The 23276-nt window shown below is 41.0% G+C and carries 27 protein-coding genes; 23 read left to right on the top strand and 4 right to left on the bottom strand.

The annotated features are described in order from the left end of the window. Window position 1: 1 nt before the first annotated feature. The 16 genes from I2G61_RS04415 to I2G61_RS16380 all read left to right on the top strand — a co-directional run bounded on the left by I2G61_RS04415 (window position 2) and on the right by I2G61_RS16380 (window position 14231). Complete coding sequence (locus tag I2G61_RS04415) at window positions 2-913, top strand: NAD(P)-dependent oxidoreductase (RefSeq protein ID WP_097776590.1); 912 nt, start codon at window positions 2-4, stop codon at window positions 911-913. Next, window positions 913-1482, top strand: coding sequence for a dTDP-4-dehydrorhamnose 3,5-epimerase (gene rfbC, locus I2G61_RS04410; protein WP_097776591.1), 570 nt, complete (start codon window positions 913-915; stop codon window positions 1480-1482). The genes I2G61_RS04415 and rfbC overlap by 1 nt, the downstream gene beginning before the upstream one ends. Further along, window positions 1479-2570, top strand: a complete 1092-nt coding sequence (locus tag I2G61_RS04405; protein ID WP_195547985.1) for a glycosyltransferase family 2 protein — start codon at window positions 1479-1481, stop codon at window positions 2568-2570. Before rfbC ends, I2G61_RS04405 begins: the two co-directional genes overlap by 4 nt. 9 nt (window positions 2571-2579) lie before the next feature. After that, window positions 2580-3680, top strand: a complete 1101-nt coding sequence (locus tag I2G61_RS04400) for a glycosyltransferase family 1 protein (protein WP_195547984.1) — start codon at window positions 2580-2582, stop codon at window positions 3678-3680. Beyond that, the gene (locus I2G61_RS04395; protein ID WP_229100673.1) at window positions 3677-4621 is read left to right on the top strand and encodes an ATP-grasp fold amidoligase family protein; all 945 of its coding nucleotides are present in this window, start codon (window positions 3677-3679) and stop codon (window positions 4619-4621) included. Before I2G61_RS04400 ends, I2G61_RS04395 begins: the two co-directional genes overlap by 4 nt. Window positions 4622-4683: 62 nt before the next feature. Continuing rightward, entirely contained in the window at window positions 4684-5643 is a 960-nt protein-coding gene (locus tag I2G61_RS04390) for a capsular polysaccharide synthesis protein (RefSeq protein ID WP_195547983.1), read from the top strand. Continuing rightward, window positions 5630-6715 carry a glycosyltransferase family 1 protein gene (locus I2G61_RS04385; RefSeq protein WP_195547982.1) on the top strand — a complete coding sequence of 362 codons (1086 nt, stop codon included), beginning with the start codon at window positions 5630-5632 and terminating at the stop codon, window positions 6713-6715. Before I2G61_RS04390 ends, I2G61_RS04385 begins: the two co-directional genes overlap by 14 nt. Window positions 6716-6720: 5 nt before the next feature. Then, window positions 6721-7779, top strand: a complete 1059-nt coding sequence (locus tag I2G61_RS04380) for a glycosyltransferase (RefSeq protein WP_195547981.1) — start codon at window positions 6721-6723, stop codon at window positions 7777-7779. Window positions 7780-7896: 117 nt separating this feature from the next. Beyond that, window positions 7897-9096 (top strand): O-antigen ligase, encoded by a 1200-nt coding sequence (locus tag I2G61_RS04375; RefSeq protein WP_195547980.1) that lies wholly within the window; start codon window positions 7897-7899, stop codon window positions 9094-9096. An 11-nt stretch (window positions 9097-9107) separates the two neighbouring features. Next, window positions 9108-10547 (top strand): flippase, encoded by a 1440-nt coding sequence (locus tag I2G61_RS04370; RefSeq protein WP_195547979.1) that lies wholly within the window; start codon window positions 9108-9110, stop codon window positions 10545-10547. Between the two features lie 15 nt (window positions 10548-10562). After that, window positions 10563-11582 (top strand): DUF6625 family protein, encoded by a 1020-nt coding sequence (locus I2G61_RS04365; RefSeq protein WP_195547978.1) that lies wholly within the window; start codon window positions 10563-10565, stop codon window positions 11580-11582. Between the two features lie 13 nt (window positions 11583-11595). Beyond that, window positions 11596-12075, top strand: a complete 480-nt coding sequence (locus tag I2G61_RS16740) for a VanZ family protein (protein WP_195547977.1) — start codon at window positions 11596-11598, stop codon at window positions 12073-12075. A gap of 248 nt (window positions 12076-12323) precedes the next feature. Next, on the top strand, window positions 12324-13226 hold the full coding sequence (locus I2G61_RS04355) for a sugar phosphate nucleotidyltransferase (RefSeq protein ID WP_195547976.1): 903 nt from the start codon (window positions 12324-12326) through the stop codon (window positions 13224-13226). 137 nt (window positions 13227-13363) lie between these two features. Further along, window positions 13364-13561 (top strand): hypothetical protein, encoded by a 198-nt coding sequence (locus I2G61_RS04350; protein WP_195547975.1) that lies wholly within the window; start codon window positions 13364-13366, stop codon window positions 13559-13561. 18 nt (window positions 13562-13579) lie between these two features. Then, window positions 13580-13837, top strand: coding sequence for a hypothetical protein (locus I2G61_RS04345; protein ID WP_195547974.1), 258 nt, complete (start codon window positions 13580-13582; stop codon window positions 13835-13837). A 232-nt stretch (window positions 13838-14069) separates the two neighbouring features. Then, on the top strand, window positions 14070-14231 hold the full coding sequence (locus tag I2G61_RS16380; RefSeq protein WP_229100672.1) for a hypothetical protein: 162 nt from the start codon (window positions 14070-14072) through the stop codon (window positions 14229-14231). Between the two features lie 72 nt (window positions 14232-14303). Here I2G61_RS16380 and I2G61_RS04335 read toward each other — a convergent pair whose 3' ends face one another. Both I2G61_RS04335 and I2G61_RS04330 read right to left on the bottom strand, forming a co-directional pair. Continuing rightward, a complete protein-coding gene (locus I2G61_RS04335) occupies window positions 14304-14858 on the bottom strand; it encodes an ImmA/IrrE family metallo-endopeptidase (protein WP_195547972.1) in 555 nt (184 codons plus the stop codon). 45 nt (window positions 14859-14903) lie between these two features. Continuing rightward, window positions 14904-15305 carry a helix-turn-helix transcriptional regulator gene (locus tag I2G61_RS04330; protein WP_055185268.1) on the bottom strand — a complete coding sequence of 134 codons (402 nt, stop codon included), beginning with the start codon at window positions 15303-15305 and terminating at the stop codon, window positions 14904-14906. Window positions 15306-15587: 282 nt separating this feature from the next. On the opposite strand from I2G61_RS04330, the gene I2G61_RS04325 reads away from it, so the two are divergent. The 5 genes from I2G61_RS04325 (at window position 15588) to I2G61_RS04305 (ending at window position 19906) form a co-directional block, all read left to right on the top strand. Beyond that, window positions 15588-15794, top strand: coding sequence for a hypothetical protein (locus I2G61_RS04325; RefSeq protein ID WP_097776605.1), 207 nt, complete (start codon window positions 15588-15590; stop codon window positions 15792-15794). A 434-nt stretch (window positions 15795-16228) separates the two neighbouring features. Continuing rightward, on the top strand, window positions 16229-16867 hold the full coding sequence (locus tag I2G61_RS04320) for a sigma-70 family RNA polymerase sigma factor (RefSeq protein WP_195547971.1): 639 nt from the start codon (window positions 16229-16231) through the stop codon (window positions 16865-16867). Window positions 16868-17359: 492 nt separating this feature from the next. Further along, window positions 17360-17842, top strand: coding sequence for a replication initiator protein A (locus tag I2G61_RS04315; RefSeq protein WP_195547970.1), 483 nt, complete (start codon window positions 17360-17362; stop codon window positions 17840-17842). A 122-nt stretch (window positions 17843-17964) separates the two neighbouring features. After that, window positions 17965-19518, top strand: coding sequence for an IS66 family transposase (locus I2G61_RS04310; protein ID WP_195547969.1), 1554 nt, complete (start codon window positions 17965-17967; stop codon window positions 19516-19518). Window positions 19519-19753: 235 nt separating this feature from the next. Beyond that, window positions 19754-19906, top strand: a complete 153-nt coding sequence (locus I2G61_RS04305; RefSeq protein WP_195396610.1) for a hypothetical protein — start codon at window positions 19754-19756, stop codon at window positions 19904-19906. Window positions 19907-20100: 194 nt separating this feature from the next. On the opposite strand, the gene I2G61_RS16375 is transcribed toward I2G61_RS04305, so the two are convergent. Both I2G61_RS16375 and I2G61_RS16370 read right to left on the bottom strand, forming a co-directional pair. After that, complete coding sequence (locus I2G61_RS16375; protein ID WP_229056838.1) at window positions 20101-20685, bottom strand: transposase; 585 nt, start codon at window positions 20683-20685, stop codon at window positions 20101-20103. Between the two features lie 38 nt (window positions 20686-20723). Next, a complete protein-coding gene (locus tag I2G61_RS16370; RefSeq protein WP_229056839.1) occupies window positions 20724-21254 on the bottom strand; it encodes a helix-turn-helix domain-containing protein in 531 nt (176 codons plus the stop codon). 207 nt (window positions 21255-21461) lie between these two features. On the opposite strand from I2G61_RS16370, the gene I2G61_RS04295 reads away from it, so the two are divergent. Both I2G61_RS04295 and I2G61_RS04290 read left to right on the top strand, forming a co-directional pair. Next, window positions 21462-22283 carry a transketolase gene (locus tag I2G61_RS04295; protein WP_195396612.1) on the top strand — a complete coding sequence of 274 codons (822 nt, stop codon included), beginning with the start codon at window positions 21462-21464 and terminating at the stop codon, window positions 22281-22283. Beyond that, entirely contained in the window at window positions 22276-23205 is a 930-nt protein-coding gene (locus I2G61_RS04290) for a transketolase family protein (RefSeq protein WP_195396613.1), read from the top strand. Before I2G61_RS04295 ends, I2G61_RS04290 begins: the two co-directional genes overlap by 8 nt. Window positions 23206-23276: the final 71 nt, after the last annotated feature.

Raw genomic sequence — 23276 nt, 5'->3', positions numbered from 1 at the left:
TATGAAAAATGTGATTGTTACAGGTGCCAACGGTTTTATTGGCAAAACTTTGGTGAATGCATTGCTAGAAAAAGGCTATCATGTGGTAGCTTTAGACATTCGATTTGACGAAGTGCTGGCAAATGATGATCGGGTCACTTGTGTAAGCGTGCTGAATAAGGAAGTTTCGGAACTGGCAAAGGAGATCCCCGCGGAGGATTATATGTGCTTCTTCCATCTGGCATGGGCTGGGACTTCTGGCCCGGCGCGTGCAGACTATGCAGTTCAGTTGAATAATGTAAAGCTGGCTTGTGATTATATCAAACTCTGTGCTGAAGTGGGCTGCAAGCGTGTGGTTTATGCTTCCAGTATCAATGAGATGGAGACCTATGAGTACCTCCAGTCGGATGATATTGAACCTGCCGGTGGTTATATTTATGGCACAGGCAAACTCGCTGCTCATCTAATGGGTGAGACGGTTGCAAAATTGAATGGTGTAGAGTTTATCCCTGTCATTATCACGAATATCTACGGCGTTGGCGAAAAATCTGCCCGGATGATCTACACTTCTATCAACAAGCTGGTGCACAAGGAACACTGCTCTTTCACTGCAGGCTATCAGACTTACGACTTTATCTATATCACTGATGCAATCAATTCCATTGTTGCAGTGGCTGAAAAGGGCAAGGCATTTAACCGGTACTATATTGGCTCCGGTGAACCCAAGCCTTTGCGGGAGTTTTTACTTGAAATGCGGGATATTGTGGACCCGACAGCAGAAATCGGACTGGGAGATATCCCCTTTAAGGGCGTAGACATTTCCTACAGCCAGTTTGATTTGAAAAAAGTGGAAAGAGATACCGGCTATATCAATCAGATTCCTTTTGCAGATGGTATCAAAATGACGGCGGACTATATCAGAGGTGAAGCATAATGGTACAGAAATTTGATTTTCAGGAACTTGATCTGAAGGGTGCCTATTTGATCAAGCCCTTTTATGCAACGGATAACCGGGGCGGTTTGATCAAGGACTACAATGTGGACACGTTCAAGGCAAATGGGATTGACCATGATCTGAAGGAAGTGTTCTATACAATTTCTAAGCGCGGTGTTATCCGGGCAACCCACTTTCAACTGGTAAAGCAGCAGGCTAAGCTGGTGCGCTGCATTTCGGGCCATGTCTATGACGTTATCGTTGATTTGCGCCCGGATTCTCCTACTTTTGGCCAGTGGCGTGGTTTCCACCTGACAGGCGAAAACACCAATATGCTGCTGGTGCCGCAGTTCTTTGGCCATGGATATCTGGTCATAGAGGATTCTGTGGTCAGCTATAAGTGCGCCGAAGTTTTCTACGGCGAAGGCGACTCTGGTATTATGTATAATGATCCGGATATTGGCATCGAGTGGCCTTTTGAGCTGATTGGGGGAAAAGAAAATCTGATCATCAGCGAGAAGGATTTGAACTTGATGAGTTTTATGGACTACTGTGAGAAAATGCGATGAGAAAGGAAAAAAATATGCCCGCAATTTCAGTTGTAATGCCCGTTTATAACACCAAAGAGTATGTGGGAAAAGCTATTCAGAGCATTTTGGATCAGACTTTTAGTGATTTTGAATTTCTGATTATTGACAACGGTTCTACTGACGGTTCCGGGGATGTAATTGCCCGCTATGCTCAGGCAGATTCTCGAATTCGTGTTATTCACAACGAGAAGAATGTGTTCATTGCAGAGGCAAGAAACCGTGCATTGGAACTGGTTCAGGGCGAATATCTCAACCTCATTGATTCGGATGATTGGGTTCTACCAGATATGCTGGAGACCATGTACAGCAGAGCAAAAGAACACGATGCGCAGTATGTGGTTGCGGGCTACTTTATGGATTATTATGTAAACGGTCGCAATGAAAGCTATGCTGTTTGCCCGGATGACAAAGATTACGAGCAGAAGGAGTTCCGGGAGAATGCCATTCGCTATCTGACCCGCACAATTCTGACGGTACCATGGAACAAGTTGTACAGTATTCCCTACCTTAGAGAACATAATATTAAGTTCCGCAACACCAAGCTTGAAGACCACCATTTTAATATGGATATTTTGATGGATGTGGAACGGGTATCCATGGTCAGCAAGCCTTTCTACCACTACTATCGGTCTCGACAGGGAACCGACTCAGAGCTGGTCTACAACCAGTTCCTTAATCAGAAAAAGCGAGATCATATTGCCCACACACTGGAAGTCTATAAACACTGGGGAATTCAGGATGCTAATACTATGGGACAGTTGGCTGACTATCATATGGGACGTTTGGTACAGTGTGTTATGCAAACTGTTGCCAATCAGCAGATCACAAAGAAAGAAAAATATCAGGAATTACAGAAGATTATTGACGATCCATATACGGAATTTGCAAAAAGAAATGCACTGAATGCATCAAAAAAAATAGCCATTTTGAGTATTCCTATTAGAATGAAAAGCAAGAAATTGTGCTACTTAATGGGCTGGGGAGTTGCAAGATTCAAGGCAAACTTCTCAGAAATTTATTATACAATGCGTGCTTCCGTAGCGCAGGGAGCATTACGTGTTAAGTGAGGCAACCAGATGAAGGTTTTGGTAGTGTTGACCGGTGAACTGTGTTTTGACGGGATTACTAATTCGGTTCTGAACTATTACAGAGCTATGGATCGAAGCGGTATGGAGATAGGTATTGTATCTGCCCGGGGCACCAATGAGGAGATGAGAAAAAACTTTGAGGATATCGGATGTACGGTTTATCCGCTGGAAAATCGGGATTCCTGTCCTGCAAAATACTTTGTGCAGCTAATAGGAATCATCAAACGTGGAAAGTATGACATCCTACATGCACACGGAAATAGTGCAACCTTGGCTATCGAAACCACGGCGGCATATCTGGCTGGCTGCAAGGTGCGCATTATCCACAGCAGGAATTCTTTTTGCGAACACACAAAAGCCGATAAGTTACTCCGTCCATTGATGTATGCCACCTATACCGATGGTTTTTCATGCGGCGAAAAGGCAGGTAAATGGCTTTTTGGCAATCGTCCTTTTACGGTGATGAATAATGGAAAGGAGATTGACCGATTCCTATTCAAGCCAGAGGTTCGGAAAAGTTATCGAGAAAAGCTGGGTGTCTCCGTGGACACGATTCTTTTGGGGCATGTTGGATTGTTCCACAGACAGAAGAATCATCCGTTCCTGATTGATGTTTTTGAAGAAGTCTGTCGGCATTCGGGGCAATATAAGCTTGTACTGATTGGTGAGGGAGAAGATCGAGGCAAAATTGAAGAAATGGTGAGGCAGAAAGGCCTGACGGATAAGGTTATTTTCTTGGGGCGTCAGTCTGATGTGGAAAACTGGATTCAGGCATTGGACATTATGGTATTTCCTTCACTGTTTGAGGGAATGCCCAATGTGGTGTTGGAGTGGCAGCTTGCCGGTCTCCCAGCCTTGATTTCGGATGTCATAACCAAAGAATGCGGTATTATGGATACGGTGTCCTATTTGCCCTTGGAAAACGGCCCAGCATACTGGGCAGATCAGATCCTGCATACCCCCCTCAATGACCGCGAGAATACAAAAGAAGACATCCAAAAGCGTTTTATCGAGGCAGGATTTGATATTAAGGAAAATGCAAAAGTTCTAAAGAATAAGTATATTGAGTTGCTGGAGAAATCAAAATGAAATACAGTGATATTATTAAAGAAATCAAAGAACCACGACGATTGTTTCTAAAAATGCTTCATCGCTATCCGGAAACATTTAAGTGGGTGGATGATGAAGCATATCTGAAATTCGTGTACAGGATCGCGCTCGGAAAAAAACTTAATCTAAATAATCCAAAAACTTTTAATGAAAAGTTACAGTGGCTGAAGCTTCACGATCGTAAGGATATTTATACTACTATGGTGGATAAATATGAAGCAAAAAAATATGTAGCAGAACGTATCGGTGAAGAATATATCATTCCCACATTAGGGGTATGGAATCATTTTGATGAGATAGATTTCAATGCACTGCCAGATCAATTTGTGTTGAAATGCACCCATGATTCAGGGGGGCTTGTTATTTGTACAGATAAAAGCAAATTTGATAGGGAAGTTGCACGAAAAAAAATTGAGCATAGCTTGAAGCGTAATTTTTACTGGTTTGGTAGAGAGTGGCCCTATAAAAATGTTCCAGCAAGAATTATTGCGGAAAAGTATATGAGTGAAGATAAAAATGACACAGAAAGTACTTTTAATGAAATAAACGGTGGACTGCGAGACTATAAATTGTATTGTTTTGATGGAAAAGTTAAACTTTACTTAGTTACAACAGATCGCAGTAAAGGAGCAACAACAGGAGATTATTTTGATGAGCAAAATCGTCATCTCGATTTAATTTGGGGATTTCCCAATGCAAAAACGATACCAGACGTTCCCAATAATATTGAGAAGATGAAAGAGTTGGCAGAAATACTTGCTGCTGGAATTCCGCAGTTGAGAGTGGACTTTTACTGCATACATGATAAGGTGTATTTTGGAGAGTTGACTTTTTTCGATGGAAGTGGATTTGACGAGATAGAGCAGGAGTGTTATCGCGATTTGTTGGGTGACTACATTAAACTTCCTACATTAGTATGAGAGAATAATGCTTAGAAAAAGATTTTACCGCACAGACAGTAAAAAATGAAAGATCGTGCAGTATGAACGTTAAAAAAAGAATTGACGAATTTATATCTATAAAAAACACATTCGGCTGTCCGTTTGCTTTGAAATGTTACTTGTTACGAGTGAAATCATTTGCAAGCTATGAGCAGTTTGTGTTTGATTTCCTAGAAGAAGAGTTTTCAAATCTGATTCAAAAGTATAAAGATATCCCTGATGCAACAATGCCGAAGAGCGAAAGTAGTAATATTTGGACATTGTGGTGGCAGGGATTGGAGCAAGCACCGGAAATTGTAAAAGTTTGCCTAAAAAGTCAGCGAGAAAATATGGTTTCCAAGGGCTTCCAATATACTGTTATTACGAAAGATAACTGGAAGCAATTCATTGATCTGCCAAAACATATTATTGAAAAGATGGAGAATGGGAAAATAACACTGACTCATTTTTCGGACATTATTCGCGCTGAACTTCTTAAACAATACGGTGGAATCTGGATCGATGCTACGGTCTTCTGCAATAAGAAAATAGATTTGAAGCCGGTGACCGAATTGTTTACAGCAAAGTTTTCTCCAACACCCAGATCCTTGACATTGGGTAGATGGACGGGCTTTTTAATTGGGGATAAACAAGGATCGAAGTTGTTTTCTTTTATGTCTGAAGCTTTTTCACAGTATTGGGAGAAATATGACTCTCTTGTGGCGTATCTTCTGATTGACTATATTATTGCTATTGCATGTAAACATTTTCCGGAGATACGAAAAGAATATGAACAAATTCCGGTCAACCAGACCGGATTGTGGCTGATGCTTTACGAAATGAACAAGCCATATGATAAAAATAAATGGAATCAGGCCATCCAAACAGCAGACTTCTGGAAACTGTCTTATAAGGACGAATTTAATGGCGGGTTGCTGAAGGAAAAAACAGAGCAGGGAGAACTGACAAATTGGGGATATTTAGCAAAGGTAGCAAGGTGTGAGCGCAATGGAGAAGACTAAAGTTTTGCATATCGTGGGTGCGCTGAATCTTGGCGGTGCAGAAACCATGATAATGAATATATTTCGGAATATCGATCGCTCCAGATTTCAATTTGATTTCTACCTTTCCGGTAATTCTGGCGGTTTCTATGAAGAAGAAGTCCTGCAGTTGGGTGGACGAATTTTCAATGTGGGACGGCGGAAGAAGCACCCAGTTAATTATTGCACAGAATTGTTTAAACTGATTCGAAAAGAAAAGTACGATGCAATTCAGATTCATGCAACAGATGCTATGGATGGATTGCCTGCATTCATATCTTGGCTAGCTGGATCAAAGAAAATATGTTTGTTTAGTCACAATACAAGAGGTCAAAGCATGCAGAGTCAAAAAATCATGAGAGCAATGTTTATGCCTTTTGTGACGCACCCGCAAGCATGTTCAGATATGGCAGCAGAGTGGATGTTTGGGAAACGGGCAAATGAAGCTGAAATCATACCTTTGCCAATTAATTGTGATTTGTGCGTTTATGATCAAGAATTCAGAGAAAAAGAACGATTAAGACTAGGACTAACTGATAAAAAAATAGTTGGTCATATCGGACGATTTCAGACACAGAAAAATCATGACCAACTGATTGATATTTTTGCAGAATTGATGAGAAAAGATCCGGAGTATCGTTTGATTTTAATTGGTGTGGGAGATCTCGAAGAATCTATTCATAAAAAAGTCGAAAATCTTGGCATAGAAGAATATGTGCTTTTTATGGGACAAGTAGATAAGGCATGTAGAATGTTAAGTATATTTGATGTCTTTTTACTCCCGTCATTATATGAGGGCTTTCCTACTGTATTACTGGAAGCGCAGGCAAATGGGCTTGAATCTGTTGTATCAAATACAATAACTCCATCAATTAAGTTGACAAATCTGGTGCATTTCGTTGATTTGGAAGATTCAGCATCGTATTGGGCTGATCAATTGATAGAGCATACCTGTGAAAGGCATGACACAGAAAAATTTAACACAGTGATAGCAAAGGACTATAGCGCACCGAACGTTGCAGCTAAGTTCAGTAGCATATATCTAGGAGAATGATATATATGAGAGAAAATGCGTTAATTAGCGTAATCGTTCCGATTTATAAAGTGGAGCGATACTTGAATAAATGTCTAGACAGTATTGTTAACCAGACTTATAAAGAATTGGAGATTATTCTAGTTGATGATGGTTCTCCGGATGGTTGCCCTAAGATATGCGATGAATGGGGCCTAAAGGATTCCAGAATTAAAGTTATACATAAAGCGAATGCAGGACTTGGATTGGCGCGAAATAGTGGGTTGGAAGTTGCAACAGGTAAATATGTTGCATTTATTGATTCGGACGATTTTATTGATCTGAATATGATGGAACGACTCTATGAAGAAATGGTCAAGCGAAATGCCGATACTGTTTATTGTGGTTTGTGTAGATATGATGAGGATGGAAATGTAATAAAAGTTCCCATGCTGTATTCGGGCGAGTCGTTTTCGGATGATGAGATTGTTGAAAAAATCCTGTTGAGAATGATTGGCAATAAGCCAGAGAATAATAACGCACCAACTTTCTTTATGTCTGTGTGGCACGGCTTATATTCAATGTCCATTATTAAAGAGCATAATATTCGTTTCCCATCCGAACGAATTTTCATGTCAGAGGATTTGAGTTTTCACATTGACTATTTACAGCATTCTCAACTGGTATATGTTCTTCCGGACTGCCTTTATTTTTATCGTGTAACACAGGGATCGCTGTCTCTTGCTTATGATAATAATAGATTCGACAGAATCAAGTCAATGCATTTACAAACGGTGAAAAAGCTGAACCTATTTCTAGAAGAAAAACAATACCAACAGATTGAAATGGGGAGATTTCTAAATCTTGTAGGAGGGCAGATTTATTCAATTGTTAGAAGAAATGAAAAGAATATGTTGACGAACGTTAGAAAAATAGTATCAGATAAAATGGTACAGGACTGCTTGCACATTTACGATTATAATAAAAATCCGTGTGGAAAGAGAATATTTAATTTTTTAATGGAAAAAGAATGGACCGTATTACTGATTTTTGTAGTTAGAATTAAAAATCTCTTGGCAAAAAGTGCTTGGGGGGAAAAATGCTAATTAAGGATATTTGTAGAAAACTGCGTTTTGATCATAAAGCAACTCCCGATAGTTCTTTTGAAGAGATTGCTTTGTATTGCGAAGAAAAGTGAATTGATTAAAATCGGGAGAAAAAGGATGATTGTAAGTAAATTCACGATAATTTCTATTTGCTTGTATGCGATAACATTTCTTAACATACGTTATTTCTCTGGATATTACATACTTAGAGATGCATGTATCGCTGTGGTTGCAATATATTTGTTTTTGAATATAAAACAAATATACAGAAAATGTAGTAAAGGCATTGTTGTTGCTATTTTACTGTTCATTGGATTGTTAAGTGTTTCGTTTTACTTTAATTATGAGAGTGCAAAGCCTCACAGAAACGATTTAATTGTTTTTTCAATTAGTCTACTTGAGATTTTTATGTGTTTGAGTTTTAATTCAGACAAAAAGAGAATGTCTGAATTAATAGATGTTTTTTACAAACTACAGTTATTCTTTGTACTGCTTAACGATATGTTAGTATTTGCCACACCAGACTTGGTTGTGAAATACAATGAGTGTTATTTGTTGGGAGATAAGTTTACAGTAGGATATCAGCATATATTGTTAATTGGTCTCCTTTTGACCAGGGTGGCAATGAGGGGAAAGAAAATTAATACTAATGTGATAATGAAAATTATTGGTTTAACATTATTGACTTTTTCTGTTGCAACTGTAACGAATAGTGCAACATCATTGGTACTAATACCATTATTCGCACTGTTTGTTATATTGAAAGCAAAAGGGTATGGCTTTATTTACAGTAAAGTTGGATATATGACTATTTTAACACTAAGCACCTTGTTTGTAGTATTCTATGGAGTTGTTTTAAATATTGCACCTATTCAGCTACTTATAACGAAAGTTCTGGGTAGATCACCAACGTTAACTACAAGAACCATGATTTATGCACTTGTTCCTACTTTGCTTGAGGGAAAACTTTTATGGGGATATGGTTATGGAACTTCATATGATTTGATGTTTTCACAGTACTATTTTCCAAATACTCAAAATGGTATTTTGGAATGGATTTGGCAAGGAGGGGCGTTCGCGGCTATTGTTTTAATCATTATAATAGGGAACTTGGTAAAATATGTGAAAGAAAACAGTAAACAATCAGGCAAGTATAAATATTTGTATGCGATAGCATGTGTGTTCGCGGTTATTTCATCAATTGAAATCATCATAAATTTGCAGTATTTGACATTGTTAATCATTGTTTACTACCTTTCAAAAAGTTCTTCTAATGGTGCAGTGGAAATTCTGGAGGAAGATATATTGATTGTATAAGGAGAAAACATATGTCAAAGTCGATTGCAAAAAATGCTGTATTTAATATGGGTTATAATGCGGTTTCAGTGATTTTTCCTTTGGTTACATCCGCATATGTGGCAAGAACTTTAGGAGCATCAGGCGTAGGGGAAGTTTCATCAGCGCAAAATTTAGCTACCTATTTTACAATGATAGCAACTCTCGGTATTCCTTCATATGGTGTTAGAGCTATTGCACAAGCTAGGATACATGAAGAGGAGTGTAATAGAACATTTTCGGAATTGTTTGTTATTAATCTCTTTTCAACGGTTTTTTCACTTGCTTGCTATGCAGTGCTGATTTTGAGTTTAGATAAGACGCTGTTTTCCAACCCGTTGCATGCTATTTTCGCGTCCTTGATTGCGATGAGTATTTTTAATATAGAGTGGCTATATCAAGGATTTGAAGAATATAAATACATCACGATTCGCAGCATTTTAATTAAAATTATTTCTTTTATTCTTATATTTCTGTTTGTAAAAACTGAGGACGATGTAAATTATTATGCGATTGTTATTTGCTTTGGATCTGTTGGAAATTATTTACTGAATTTAAGCCAACTGAAGAAATATGTGAGTATCACATTTAAGGGACTTGATCTGAAACGACATTTTAAACCTATTATTACATTTTTCGCAGCAGTAATAGCAGTGGAGGTATACACGCTGTTAGATGTAACAATGCTGACCTATATGTGTCATCCGGAGAATGTTGGGTATTATTCTAATGCTTCCAAAATAGTAAAGATAGTTGCCAACACCATAACGGCAATTGGGGCAGTATTGCTGCCAAGGCTGAGTCTATATTTTGCAAGTCGTGATGAAAAGCAAATTAAAAAGCTGATTTCCAATTTTTTTGACGTTATTACTATGTTCTCTTTGCCTTGCTGTATCGGAATTTATCTAACAGCAGATGAACTCATCTCGGTACTATTTGGCACAAGTTTTTCGCCTGCAGCAACAACCATAAGGTTTTTGTGTCCGTTGGCTGCATTATTGCCTTTGTCTGGAGGTATTTTTGCACAAATACTGCAGACATCCGGAAAAGAAAAGTATTATTTTATGTGTGTATGTACGGGGGCCGTTATAAATATTGTATTAAATGCATTGTTGATTGGCAGATTACAAGAAAATGGCGCAGCTCTTGCATCGGTATTAACGGAGCTTTGTGTTAATATTGTTATGCTTGCATTCGCTCAAAAGGTAATACGTATTGATTATATATCAAGGGACTTTATAACATCGCTAATGTCTTGTGTGTTGCTTGTTGTATTGGTGAAAATGGTAAATCTATTCGTTCCAATTCACTCTGATTTGTTACTCTTGCTTATTGAAGTAATAGTTGGTGTCGTTGGATATTTAACAGGGCTACTTGTTTTAAAAAACAGTAAATGCTATATGATTTTGAAAAAAATCCATATCATTAAGTAGGGCGGTAAACGAATCATGAAAAAATGTGTATTTATAATTCCTTACTTTGGACAATTTAAAAATTATTTTTCGATTTTCCTTGAGAGCTGTGCTTACAATACGGATTTTGATTGGATTATTTTTACTGATAATGAGGATTCATTTGATTGGCCTAGCAATGTAAAGAAAATCCGGATGACATTTGAAGAAATCAAGAGTAAGATCCAGGATAAATTCGACTTTAAAATTAGGCTTGATGCACCATATAAATTATGCGATTATAAACCAGCCTACGGATATGTATTCGAGGAAATGATAAAAGAATATGACTATTGGGGATACTGCGATTGCGATTTAGTGTTTGGCTCAATGGATGATTTCTTGTCTGGTGTTTTGGAAGCGGGCTATGACAAATTGTTTGCAGGTGGTCATTGTACTATATATAAAAATACCTGTGAAAACAACCGTCGATTTATGACTGCAAGCTCTCAGTATGGAAAATTATATAGGCAGGCATTTACGAGTGAAAGAATTTTTGCGTTCGACGAAATGTACTACGGAGTAAATGTGCACACATTGTTCTTGGAAAATGCGGCTCGCGTATGGACAACAGACTTTGCATTCAATATATCCACAGAATCATATATGTTTAGACGTAAATATTTTAATGAAGAAAGCAATACTTGGATAGAAGAACCTACTAATAGCTATATTGTATTTGACAGGGGCCATCTATATGCTAGTTCAATGAATAAAAAATGGAAATCAGGAGAGGAGTATTTATATGCTCATTTTCAAGGAAGAACGTTTAGCATAGATGATAATACCAAGAAAAATCCAGATGCAAAAATTGTATTTATGCCTGGAAAAATTTTCTACTATAATGGGTATCCGTCCTTTTTGACTCTGCTAGTTTGGAATGTTAAATGCGTTTCGTTTTCGAGACTAAAAGAATATTGCAGAAAGGTCAAACGCCATTTATTTAACCCCCAATTTATCCCCGTTGATCATAATCCATATGAAGAAAAAGCTGTTGGAATTAGCGCAATAAAATAAGATAATAGAAAAAATGAAGGATATAACTTGTATAAAGAAAATCATCATATGGCTGCCGGCTGTTATTATTATTATAATGATTTTTATATTGACGTTTCAATCACCTGAGAAAACTGGAACTTTATCTATGGAGGCACAAGAAGCAGTTGTTTCTACAGTTTCAAATGTAGGGGTGGAACGAAAAAAACTAATCCAGTGTTGGTGGTATGATTTTAATAATTTTCGAAGACTGGCTCATATAGTGGAATACTTTCCGTTGGGAATAGCGGTTGTAATTCCGTTTCGCATTGTGTACAAAAAGAAGCCGGTCCGCCTTAGCTTTCTTGTGTGCGCGTTGGTTTCTCTAATTGATCAGAGTCTGAAGGGAATCTTGCCGACCAGAGAATTTGATGTAAAGGACATGGTTCTGGATTTGATAGGGTATGCTATGGGAATCTTGTTGACAGCAATACTCATCAAAATCTGCTCAAAAAGGAAGATAAGAGATACTTAGCGGGACGCTCTATCGGACGCAGCGAAGAAAGAAAATGTAATTGAAAACGAACACTTCGCTTAGCCGATAACGCGATGCGGAAAAAGTATTTCACAATATTATTGTAGCTTTTTATCGTTTTGATAGAATATTAATTGCTGACCGTTCTCTGCATTTATGGGTTGGCGTAAATATGAATCGTCTGACCGCATGTCGAAAAAGAGACTCCTTTAAGATTTTTATAAATAAAGCTAGGAACTGGAGAGAATATGAAAACAACATTACTTATCATGGCGGCTGGTATTGGCAGTCGCTTCGGAACAGGAATAAAGCAGTTGGAGCCGGTGGATGCTTCTAACCATATCATCATGGACTACTCAATCCATGATGCGATTGAAGCTGGTTTCAATCATGTGGTATTTATTATCCGTAAGGATATCGAGAAGGAGTTCAAGGAGGTCATTGGTGATCGAATTGCCGCTATTTGCTCCTCTCACAATGTAACTGTAGACTACGCATTTCAGAATATCATCGATATCCCGGGAACTCTGCCGGAAGGTCGCACGAAGCCGTGGGGAACCGGTCAGGCCGTGCTTGCTGCTAAAAATGTGATTGATACTCCATTCATTGTGATCAATGCAGATGATTACTATGGCAAAGAAGGTTTCAAAGCCGTACATGAGTATCTGGTGAATGGCGGCAAGTCTTGCATGGCAGGTTTTGTACTGAAGAATACCCTGTCTGATAACGGTGGCGTGACTCGTGGCATCTGCAAGATGGATGAGCAGAACAACCTGACCGAGGTTGTGGAAACAAAGAATATTGTAAAAACTGCAACTGGGGCAGAAGCAGACGGCATGGCTGTGGATGTTGATTCTTTGGTATCCATGAATATGTGGGGCCTGACTCCTGATTTCTTGGACGTGCTGGAGGAAGGCTTCAAAGAGTTCTTTGAGAAAAAAGTTCCGGGCAATCCGCTGAAAGCAGAGTACCTGATCCCCATCTTTATTGGAGAATTATTGGAGCAGGGCAAAATGTCTGTGAAGGTTCTGAAGACCAACGACACCTGGTATGGCATGACCTACCATGAGGACGTTGCAGCAGTAAAGGACAGTTTCAAGAAGATGCTGGAGAACGGCGTGTACCAGGCTGATTTATTTGCAGACTTGTGATATAATGGGAGTGGTAGCTCCCTGCGCTGCTCGTAATAATATCACACACCTCTCCGTGGTGAGCAGCAGGCAACGATCTTATGATCGGCGAAGATGTGAGAAGAGAATATAGTAAAATATGACGGAGGCTGTTAATTATGAAGATTTCTGATCGTTATTCTGTCGAAATTAATGAAATTGAAAACGATATTGATACATTAAAAGCCGGCCAGCTTTATGAAATTCGGAATGCTCCGGGATATTCGAGTGCAAGCACTTTGGGCATTAGAATGGAAAAGAAATTTAAAGAACTCATCCGAAAGATTGAAAATGATGAGTCAGGGATTTTGGAATAAATGTTGTGAGGAGTTGTTATGCTTAAGGAATATACATTGATTGCTCATCATGGTGGCGAGTACAACGCTCAGACTGTGGGCAAAGAATATGTTGTGAATATGATGAACAATCGACGCACACTTCATAAAAACCATAATCCAAAGTGCTATTACTCGTCTGGAATGTATGCGTTTATTCCGTTTAATACTTTGGAAGAGGCAGAGCAATTCCAGAAAGAACATAATGTGGCTTTCTGTAAATGTGGTAATTGCTTTCCGAAGGAAGGCAAAAAGTAATATTCCCCTCACCCCAACACAGTGCTATACTTAAACCACTAAAAAAGGAAAGAGGTTATCACCTATGCCCAGAACCAAAGGTAGCAAGAATAAGCCCAAAACTGTGACTGCTGATTTCGCAACGCAGATTGCAGAAAAGCAGTCCGCAAAGGAAGCTCTCACAGCGGAAATCGCATCCATCACCGCAAACATTGACACTTTGAAGGCTGATCTGAAAGTGAAGAAGGCTGCTTTGAAGAAAGTCGAAAAAGAAGTGGAAATGCTGGAAGCAAAAAAGGCAAAGGCAGATGCCAAAGCTGCAGAAGATGCGAAAAAGGCAGAAGCGGAATCCGTTCTGAAAAAGCTGCTTGCCGAAGGCATGAGTGCCGATGAAATTCTCGCAAAACTGAAATAACAGGAAGAAACCCGTGATGGACAGGCATAACGCACTGTTCATCACGGGTTTTAGGGTTATAAGAACATAAGTTTATCCAGCGGCCACATCAAACTGAAAATGTGCCGGAAGGTTGAACTGTTTGATAAACGCATGGTGCTGGGCGTGATAGTGCCGTAGATCGTATCCCAAATGATGTAGTTCCAGCAACTTCACCAGCACCAGATTGAGATGGATTCCCTTAGCAGCGGCAATCTGCGCGGCATCCAACCCACGTTTCGTCATTTGATAGACTTCGTCACTGTCCAGCATCAGGTGGGATGTGAAAGCGTTGTGCTCATAAAGAAGGATGTGCTTATCCTTAATGGTCAGAAACTTGTTCAGGGTATGCAAGTCCATGAGCAGCTGATGCTCCAGATAATGCCCCAGCGCATAGCCGCACACCATCTGCTTCGTCTGTTTGTCCAGCTGGCGATTGATAAGAATCAATGGCTTATCAAAATAGAGCGAAAGTAAACCCAACATATCTTTAATGCGGGATGTTTCACTGATGTCCAGGCTGCAACTGCGCGCGATCTGTTTGATGTTGCGAGTTCCGGCATTTTGGACAAGTTCGTTGGCGGCTTGGTGAATAAACGCAGAATCCATAATGTGATCTCCTTCCGGGGATGGCATAGTGAATGGAACAGTGGTTTACAGGTTCATTATTCGTTCCTTTTCTCGTTTTTGTTCTCGGTACTTAAAATAGGCTTTGTGCATTTCATACATGATGCCGTCCATATCCTGCGGGGTCAACTCTCCGCTGGCAAATAGCTCAGTAAGCTCAAATGCGAGATGCTGGGCTTCTATTTTGCCCTTTTTTCCGTAGGCTTCGGCGGCACGTTCGATAAATAAAGACTGATCCGGTTGTAAATAGGTCAGAGGTACATGGAATATATCGGCCATCTTTTCAAGCATTTCAATACTGCGAGGGTAGCGGCCATCACGCTCCCATCCGATGATCGTTCTTTTGTTGATACCCAGACATTGTGCCAATTCGTCCTGTGTTAAAGAATGCTTCTTTCGTAGATCGCGAACTTTCTCTCCAAATTTCATGTTTGCAACCTTTCTATGGCGTAGTTATCGTGCTGTAACAATGTGCAACAGGATTTGTAAATATTCAATCTGGAAGATGCAACGAATTTTCACATTTTCCTCTTGACACGGCGACACGACTTGCTTATAATATATGCTATATTCTATCATCTTTTGGATTATTATACCGTAAAAATCGTAAATATGCAAGCCGAAAAAGGTGAAAAAAGAGCGGAAGTTCAAAAGGTGAAATTGAATAGAAGAAAAAGAAACCTAAACCAACACAAAGGAGGCCGTGAGAAGATGAGCAACGGAGAACATGAAATCCGCACCCCAAAGGGGCTGCGGATCGGGAATCGCAGTGTCGTTGATGGAAAGAATATGCTTCAGATCAAGCGTGGTGGCTGTGAAGATTATATTTCTGCTGAATCTCTGGTGGAGTGTATTCACGGCCTTCCCGTGAAGAGTATCGAATTTTTCACAGCAGAGAACCAACGAAAAGAAGCCTGAAGCAGAGTGCTTCATCGGACACTGAAAGCGCAGAGGTGGAATCTTAGGCGGCACCTGGTTAGCCGACCAGCTCTATCAGACGTTCTTTTGGGTCTACAATATAATATCTGTTTGTTAGAGCGATACCGTAGCAATATGTGATATAGGCCGGAACAGAATGAGCGAATGCAGCGCAGTAGTGCGCCTGTGAGTAACTCATCCTGTTCCGGTTTTTTTATTTTTTTTTTTTTTAAAAACACCTTGCGAAATGCCCTTCCAGCAATTCTATATATGAGAGACTAAACATCACACCTTAAAAGTGAATCATGAAATAGCGATGCAGTAGGAGAAGTCTTAGACTTCCCGTTCAAAAAAAAACGGGTAAGTCTGGGACAACTTTTGCTGCATTTTTTGTTTCAGACCGCCCGCAGCCAAAAGGCAGAAAGGTGGACATTATGATGACATTCAAGGATCTGAAAAAGCTTGTTGAACTCCCTTCGTACAAGGAACAGCGTGTTCCAACCGTGAAGGCACTTGAGGTATCTGGTGTGCCAGTGGTTACCGAAAAGGTCTTGGAAAATCATGGCAGCATCAATGTCTACCAGAACGGTTATGTGATCTACCGGGCGCACAAGAGGGTGACAGTTTTTTCTCTCCGCGACTGTGTACATTATAAATATGATGCAGCAGAAGGGGCGGGACATCACATTGAGGAAGCAGAGTTTGACGACTACGAGTGGCACATCCGGCTTGTTCTGGAAGGCGAGGATCGGATTTTTATGAACTATGAGATCATCCAAGGAAAGTGGATGCCATCCCGTGAGGACAGGGAGTATAAAGAAGAAATCCTGGAGGGAGTCGATGAAGCAGTCAGCACACTGGAAAAAATGATAAGTGAGGAAAGAGTGGAAGAATTGCTCTCTACTTTGACTGATTTGCAGAGAAAGGTCGTTCACATCCACCTGTTCCATGGTCTGTCTTTCACAGAGGCGGCAAAACACCTTGGCATGACTCGCCAGAATCTTACCGGAATTTATAACGCAGCAATTTACAAGATACAGAAAAAGCATTTCCGGGCATTGTGCAGCTGCTAACAGATACATAATTAAAAGATGAGCCGTCCAATCAGAAAACACGCTGAATTGGGCGGCTCAAAAACTTTTTGAACTTTTTTCAAAACACCTTGCGAAATGGCCCTTTTCCGATTCTAGGAGTGAGAGGACACAAAAATTCTCCACTCCAATCGGAAGGTTCACAAAATGTTCAAAAAGTTTTTTGAAAACACCTTGCGAAATGACCCTTCTCCGATTCTAAGGATGAGAGGACAACACAAAACCCCTCCACAGGAACCTTGAAAATTGAATAAGCCATCCCAGAGAGATACTTTTGATATTGAATGTGCATCCTGCGTGTCTTGTCAGAGAAAACGCCGCTGAAATATGGGGCAGGAACGGGCTGGGGCAGAATGGCAAAGCTCAAATAACAGCAGATACAATGCGGCGGAGTGTCGAAAGATGCTCCGTCGTAGGAATGTACTGTTATTTATAATAGTGCAAATCCAGAAAGAGGGGAGGTGATGAATCTACATGAAGTACCCGTATTTCAGAGGTCTGGAAGCAGACCGATACAGTTTCTACCGTGTGCCGAAAGCACTCATCAAGGTAGACTTGTTTGAAAAGATGTCCGGCGACGCAAAGCTGCTGTATGCTGTCTTGCTGGATCGGATGAATCTTTCGCTTAAAAATGGCTGGCAGGATGAAAATGGAAATGCCTATATCATCTGTACGATAGATGAGATCATGGATTCGATTCGATGTGCCAGACAAAAAGCGGTCAAACTGCTGGACGAGCTGGAACATGAATATCAGCTTATTGAGCGGCGCAGGCAGGGCTTGGGAAAGCCCTGCCTGCTCTATGTGAAAGACCTCTATGCGGGACTTTCACAATCGAACTACTGGAAGTATGAAAATCAAACTTCTGGTGGTTTGAAAAGCGAACTTCCGGGAGTATGGAAATCAAACGGAAGTAACTCTACTTTACGAATGCCGATTATTTTGACGAAGGATTAATTCTATCTCTGGAGAATCAGGTAAAACAGAATCAGATCCTCTCCGATCGTATTTCTCTCTATCAAGTCAGTGCTTTAAAAAATAAGAATACAATTCAAAGCCTGACACTGAAAACGAAAGATATGAAAGTTCAGCTTTATAATCTGAAAAACAAGGAGCGGGATAAGGAAACTACGATTGAGGATCTCGATCATGAAATCGAAGAGATTTATGAAATTCTTAATGATCAGATCGGAAGTCGGGATACAACGATTGAAGAACAGGATAAAATCATTCAAGAACAGAATGAGGTCATCAATGAGCTTCGCAGACAGTTAAAGAAATATCGATTCGCGGATACGACCAATACGAATAATCCAACCTCAGCGTATCCTTTTGATAATGAAGTTAAAATCCAGGAATCCCAAGCTAAGAAACCAAGAAAACCTCAACCCGTGAACCTGCGCGAAGTTTCAGGTAAAAAGAAAGGCGGACAAAAGGGACACGTTGCCCATCATAATAAAATGAGTACGCATCCTGATATCCTTCTTGACCAGTGGGTTATCAAAGCGCCTTCCGGAGCCCAGGCAGTCAAGGTGCGTGGAAAAGTTCGCTATTATAGAACCCAGGAAATTCATGCAGAGTTCATTACCTCGGTGACAGAAACCCGATATCACCTCAAGAAAACAGGGATTCAATTGGACGAGTCGGTAATGAGGAAGTATGCGATTAACAGTGTCACATATTCGTCATCCTTGAAAGCCCAGGTTCTTTATCTCAATAATAAGGGCGTGATCGCTCTGGATCGACTGTGCACAATCCTCAACGAGTTAAGTCATGGAGCGCTGTCCATCCAGCCGTCTACAGTCGCCTGTTGGATGGCGGAGTTTGACCGCAAAAGTGAAGGATACCGGAAGTGGATTCTGGATGAGATTTTAAAATCATGGGTTGTGCATGTAGATGAAACAGGCTATAAAATCAACGGAGATCAAGCTTGGATCCATGTTCTAAGCACAGAATCCTGTGCGTATTTTATGATGACTAAAAAAAGGAAAGATATAGAAAATGGACCGCTAAAGGTTCTGGAAATGTTTGAGAACGTCTTAATTCATGATCATTACAAGGCCTACTATGATCTTGAGCCTTGTATTCATGCCGAATGTAACGAACACATCTTGAGATCTTTGAAGGGTGGCGTTGATTTTGATGATGTCAAAAAATGCCAGGAGATGATCACTCTGCTTCAGATAGCTCTGCATCGAAAACACGAACTGCAGGCACAGGGAATCCAGCAAATGGCAGAAGAAGAATACAAGGCCATTGAAGAAAAATTTCTGAACATCGCGGAACAAACGGTCAAGGAATACTATGACGAACATCCGGATATCGAAACGAAATATGTTCCGGAGGCGATTAAGACCTTGAAACGGATGAAGGAATACATCAAGGAACATCTTCTGTTCCTACGGGATTTTAGTGTGCCTTTTGATAATAATGAAGCCGAAAGACAGGCAAGAATCTGTAAGATCTTTAAAAAGATCTCAGGTCAGTGCGCAACCCTGGAAACAGGAAAGCATAAGATGGCCATGTTGAGTGTGCTTCAAACGGCAACGAAACAAAAACAGAATACCTTGGAAACCCTCGAGAATATCCTGAATTCAGGATGGCCACAGAGTCAACCGGCAGTTTTAAGCTGATCCGGTTTTCTTTTCCCTCACTTCTCGGTGAATAGTAACCATTGTGCAGTGATGAAGGCAAGAAAACGTCTGTAAAACTGGATGAAATTGTGATATACTGGGAGCGGTAGCTCCCTACGCTGCTCTGATAATCACACACCTCTCCGTGGTGAGCAGGAGGCAACGATCTTATGATCGGCGAAGATGTGGAGAGAAAACTATGTAACAGAAACAAACTAATTGAGGGGGAATAAACATGGCAAATGATTCAATGAAGAAAGAGTTAGTTGCGCATAAGGTTTATTCGGCGTGGCAGTTTATTACATATAGCTCAATTGAAAAGTTAAGTTCCACTTCAGAAAGTGAAAAAAGAAAAGTGGAAATTACTCATACAAATGCGATAAAATAAGGAGAAAATGAAAGAAACTAGCCCGTAAGTCTAGGCTAGTTCGGGTATTTGGTTTATAATGCAAATGGAAAAAGGCATAAAAAAGAGCGCATTAAAAGTGAATGGAAATCGACACTTTTTGAAATGAAAGAGTTACTTCCACTTGATTTTTGACCGTTACAGACTTCTTGCTGCTTGTATTTATGCTTTGAACATTACTTCAATAAGTGAGGCTTGAGGGTGACTTGATCGTGGGGGATCTCAGTCAATCCATAGCTAAGGAATCGATTAGCCATCTCACTATTGAAGAAGCGGAGGACGCTGAACGATGTTTTGTTGTTCAGCTTCTTTTTGTTATAGGAATTGATATGGGATGAGATGAGATTCGCCTTTTCTTGCGAATCCAAGCCGAGAGCGTATAAATCAACCTGCTTAGGACAAATCTCCCGGATGAGTAAATGAACATTTTCAAGTGAGCCCTTTTGCCAGCTGGCCATCGGATCGCAATAAAAGAGTCTTGTTCTTCGGGTTCCATCTTTCCTGATTTCTACAGAATCCGCTAAAACAAACTCGCTGCCTCGATCTGTTTTGAGTACCATCACTTCTTCATTGAACAGCGCCTCTCCCAAGATAGTTTCTAAGTACAGGATCCCTTCCAACATATTTTCAGACGTTTTCTGTTGGTGATAGACGCAGAACAGAAAATCATAGTTCAAGAACTTGAAGGTTTGAAGGAAAGGTCCATTTGAACCATCGTTGTAAACCGTGTCCATTTCAACGATGGAGGCATCGGGATTCATTTCTATAAATTCTATGAAGTCTTTGTGAGTTCTTCCCTTCAAGTAAGATCGGTCTTTTCAGAGAGCTTGATTTCAGGATGGTTTTGTAGAATGGCATAGACCGACTGCCCTTGCGCTAACAAAGGATTGATTAGGAGGCCAAGCTGCTTGATCTGAGAAAGGGTTGCATTGACGCCAATCCTCGTGTTAATAAGGCTATCCCGATACTCGTCATTGGCTTTAGAAGCAGAGTACTTGTATTTGTCATAGTGACAGCGCTGATAGGCTTCACAGCCGTTACAGGCACCCGGAGAGCGATCCCTGCGCTTACAGATAAACTTTATATAGGAAGGGCATTGAGTAGAGCAGGCAGGCGTTTTTTTGTCTTTGCATTTTGGGAATAAAGAACAATCAATCGGATAACTGGTAGAAAAGGATTTGAGGCGGTGCGATTTGATTTCTTTACTAATGGTGCTTTTATCCTTGCTCAGGGTTTTGGCAATGGCGGCTTTCGTGGAACCGTGGGGAATCCCCGTTTCGATAATTTGGCGTTCAGCTAAAGTAAGATGGAGAACCTTGTTGCAAGTCATAGAATTCAGCTCCTTTCGTGTCAAGCAAATAGTGAAAGAGTAACGTCAACTAGAACTTTGTGTAAGAGTGATTTCTACTTGCCCTGCCCTGAAGTGAAACTTAACTTTTTAGTTGAGATTTTTTTATTTTGTGAAATTTACCCGTTTTCTTTTTTACATTCTGTACCAATAATGATAGAATAGGGAAGGCTAAAAGGAGTGAAGGAAATGAATCAAACTGAAATGAAGAAGATTGCTGCCGAAGTGCGCAAAAATATTATCCGCATGACCTGTGCAGCACAGTCAGGCCATCCGGGCGGATCGTTGTCGGCAGTGGAAATTTTAGTTTCCCTGTACTTTAACGAAATGAACATCACAGAAGAGAATGTTGACGACGTCTGCCGCGACAAATTTGTACTGTCCAAAGGACACGCTTCGCCGGTGCTCTATTCCGTATTAAAAGAAAAAGGGTTTATTTCACAGGAAGAGTTAATGACGTTCCGGAAAATCAATTCTCACATTCAGGGACATCCGAACATCAGCATTAAAGGTGTCGACATGTCGACCGGTTCGTTAGGACAGGGCTTATCCTGCGCGGTGGGCATGGCGCTGTCGTATAAAATCCATCATCAGGACTTCCGCGTTTATGCGTTAGTCGGAGATGGAGAAAGCGAAGAAGGTCAGATCTGGGAAGCGGCGATGGCGGCCGCCCATTACAAACTGGACAACCTCGTCGCGATTTTGGACTTTAACGGACTGCAAATTGACGGTAAGATTACCGACGTCATGAATCCAACTCCTTTTGATACAAAATTCAGAGCGTTTGGCTGGAATGTGATCGAGGTTGACGGACACGATTACGATCAGCTTGAAAACGCCTATGCGGCGGCCAGAGAATGCAAGGGTCAACCGACGCTGATTCTGGCACACACGGTGAAGGGCAAGGGCGTTTCCTTCATGGAAAACAAAGCGAACTGGCATGGCGTAGCGCCGAAGCCGGAAGAGGCGGAAGCTGCGATTCAGGAATTGGAGGCACAGATCAATGGCTAAGATTGCAACCCGGGAAGCTTATGGAAAAGCGCTGGCTGAACTGGTCAGTGAAAATGAAAATATTGTCGTGCTGGACGCGGATCTCAGCGGTTCCACAAAATCAGGCATGGCGAAGAAAGTGGCGCCGGATCGCCATTGCAACATGGGCATCGCAGAAGGCAACATGATGGCCGTGGCTGCGGGATTAGCTTCCTGCGGCAACACAGTATTTGCCAGCAGCTTTGCGATGTTTGCGGTCGGCCGTGCGTATGAACAGATCCGCAACAGCATCGGCTACCCGCAGTTAAACGTGAAGATCTGCGCTTCGCACGCCGGAATTTCAGTCGGTGAAGACGGTGCATCTCATCAAACCTTTGAAGATATCGCGCTGATGCGTGGTATTCCGGGGATGAAAGTAATCTGCCCTTGCGATGCAGTGGAAGCGGAAGCCGCGGTGAAAGCCGTTGCGGCAATCAACGGGCCATGCTTTGTCCGGTTAGGCCGCAGCGCTGTAGAAGTCATCCATGACGAGAACTATCACTTCGAAATCGGGAAGGCAGATGTCTTAAAAGAAGGCAAGGACGTCGTCATTCTGGCTACCGGCCTGGAAGTTCAGGAAGCGATGAAAGCCTGCGACAGTCTGAATGAAAAAGGAATTACGCCGACATTGATCAATATCCATACGATCAAGCCGATCGATGCGGAAACGATCGTGAAATACGCGCAAGATGCCAAGCTGATTGTCACCTGCGAGGAACACAGCATCATCGGTGGGTTAGGCAGCGCGGTGGCGGAAGTGCTGAGCGAGCAATGTCCGCGCAAGCTTGTCCGTGTCGGGCAGCGCGACGTGTATGGCGAAAGCGGCAAGCCAGCGGAACTTCTGCACAAATACAAAATGGACAGCGACGCGATTGTGGAAGCGGTTCTCAACAATTTAAAGTAACACACTTATCCTGGTTTGCTTCTTATGCGAGCCAGGATTTTTTTTACGCAATTATCACAATTTTAACAAAG

Origin of the sequence: Holdemania sp. 1001095H_141210_F2 (assembly GCF_015558105.1) — a bacterium.
Taxonomy (GTDB): Bacteria; Bacillota_I; Bacilli_A; order Erysipelotrichales; family Erysipelotrichaceae; genus Holdemania.
The sequence above is the reverse complement of the archived record's forward strand: the minus strand, read 5'-3'. Positions and strand labels throughout refer to the sequence as shown.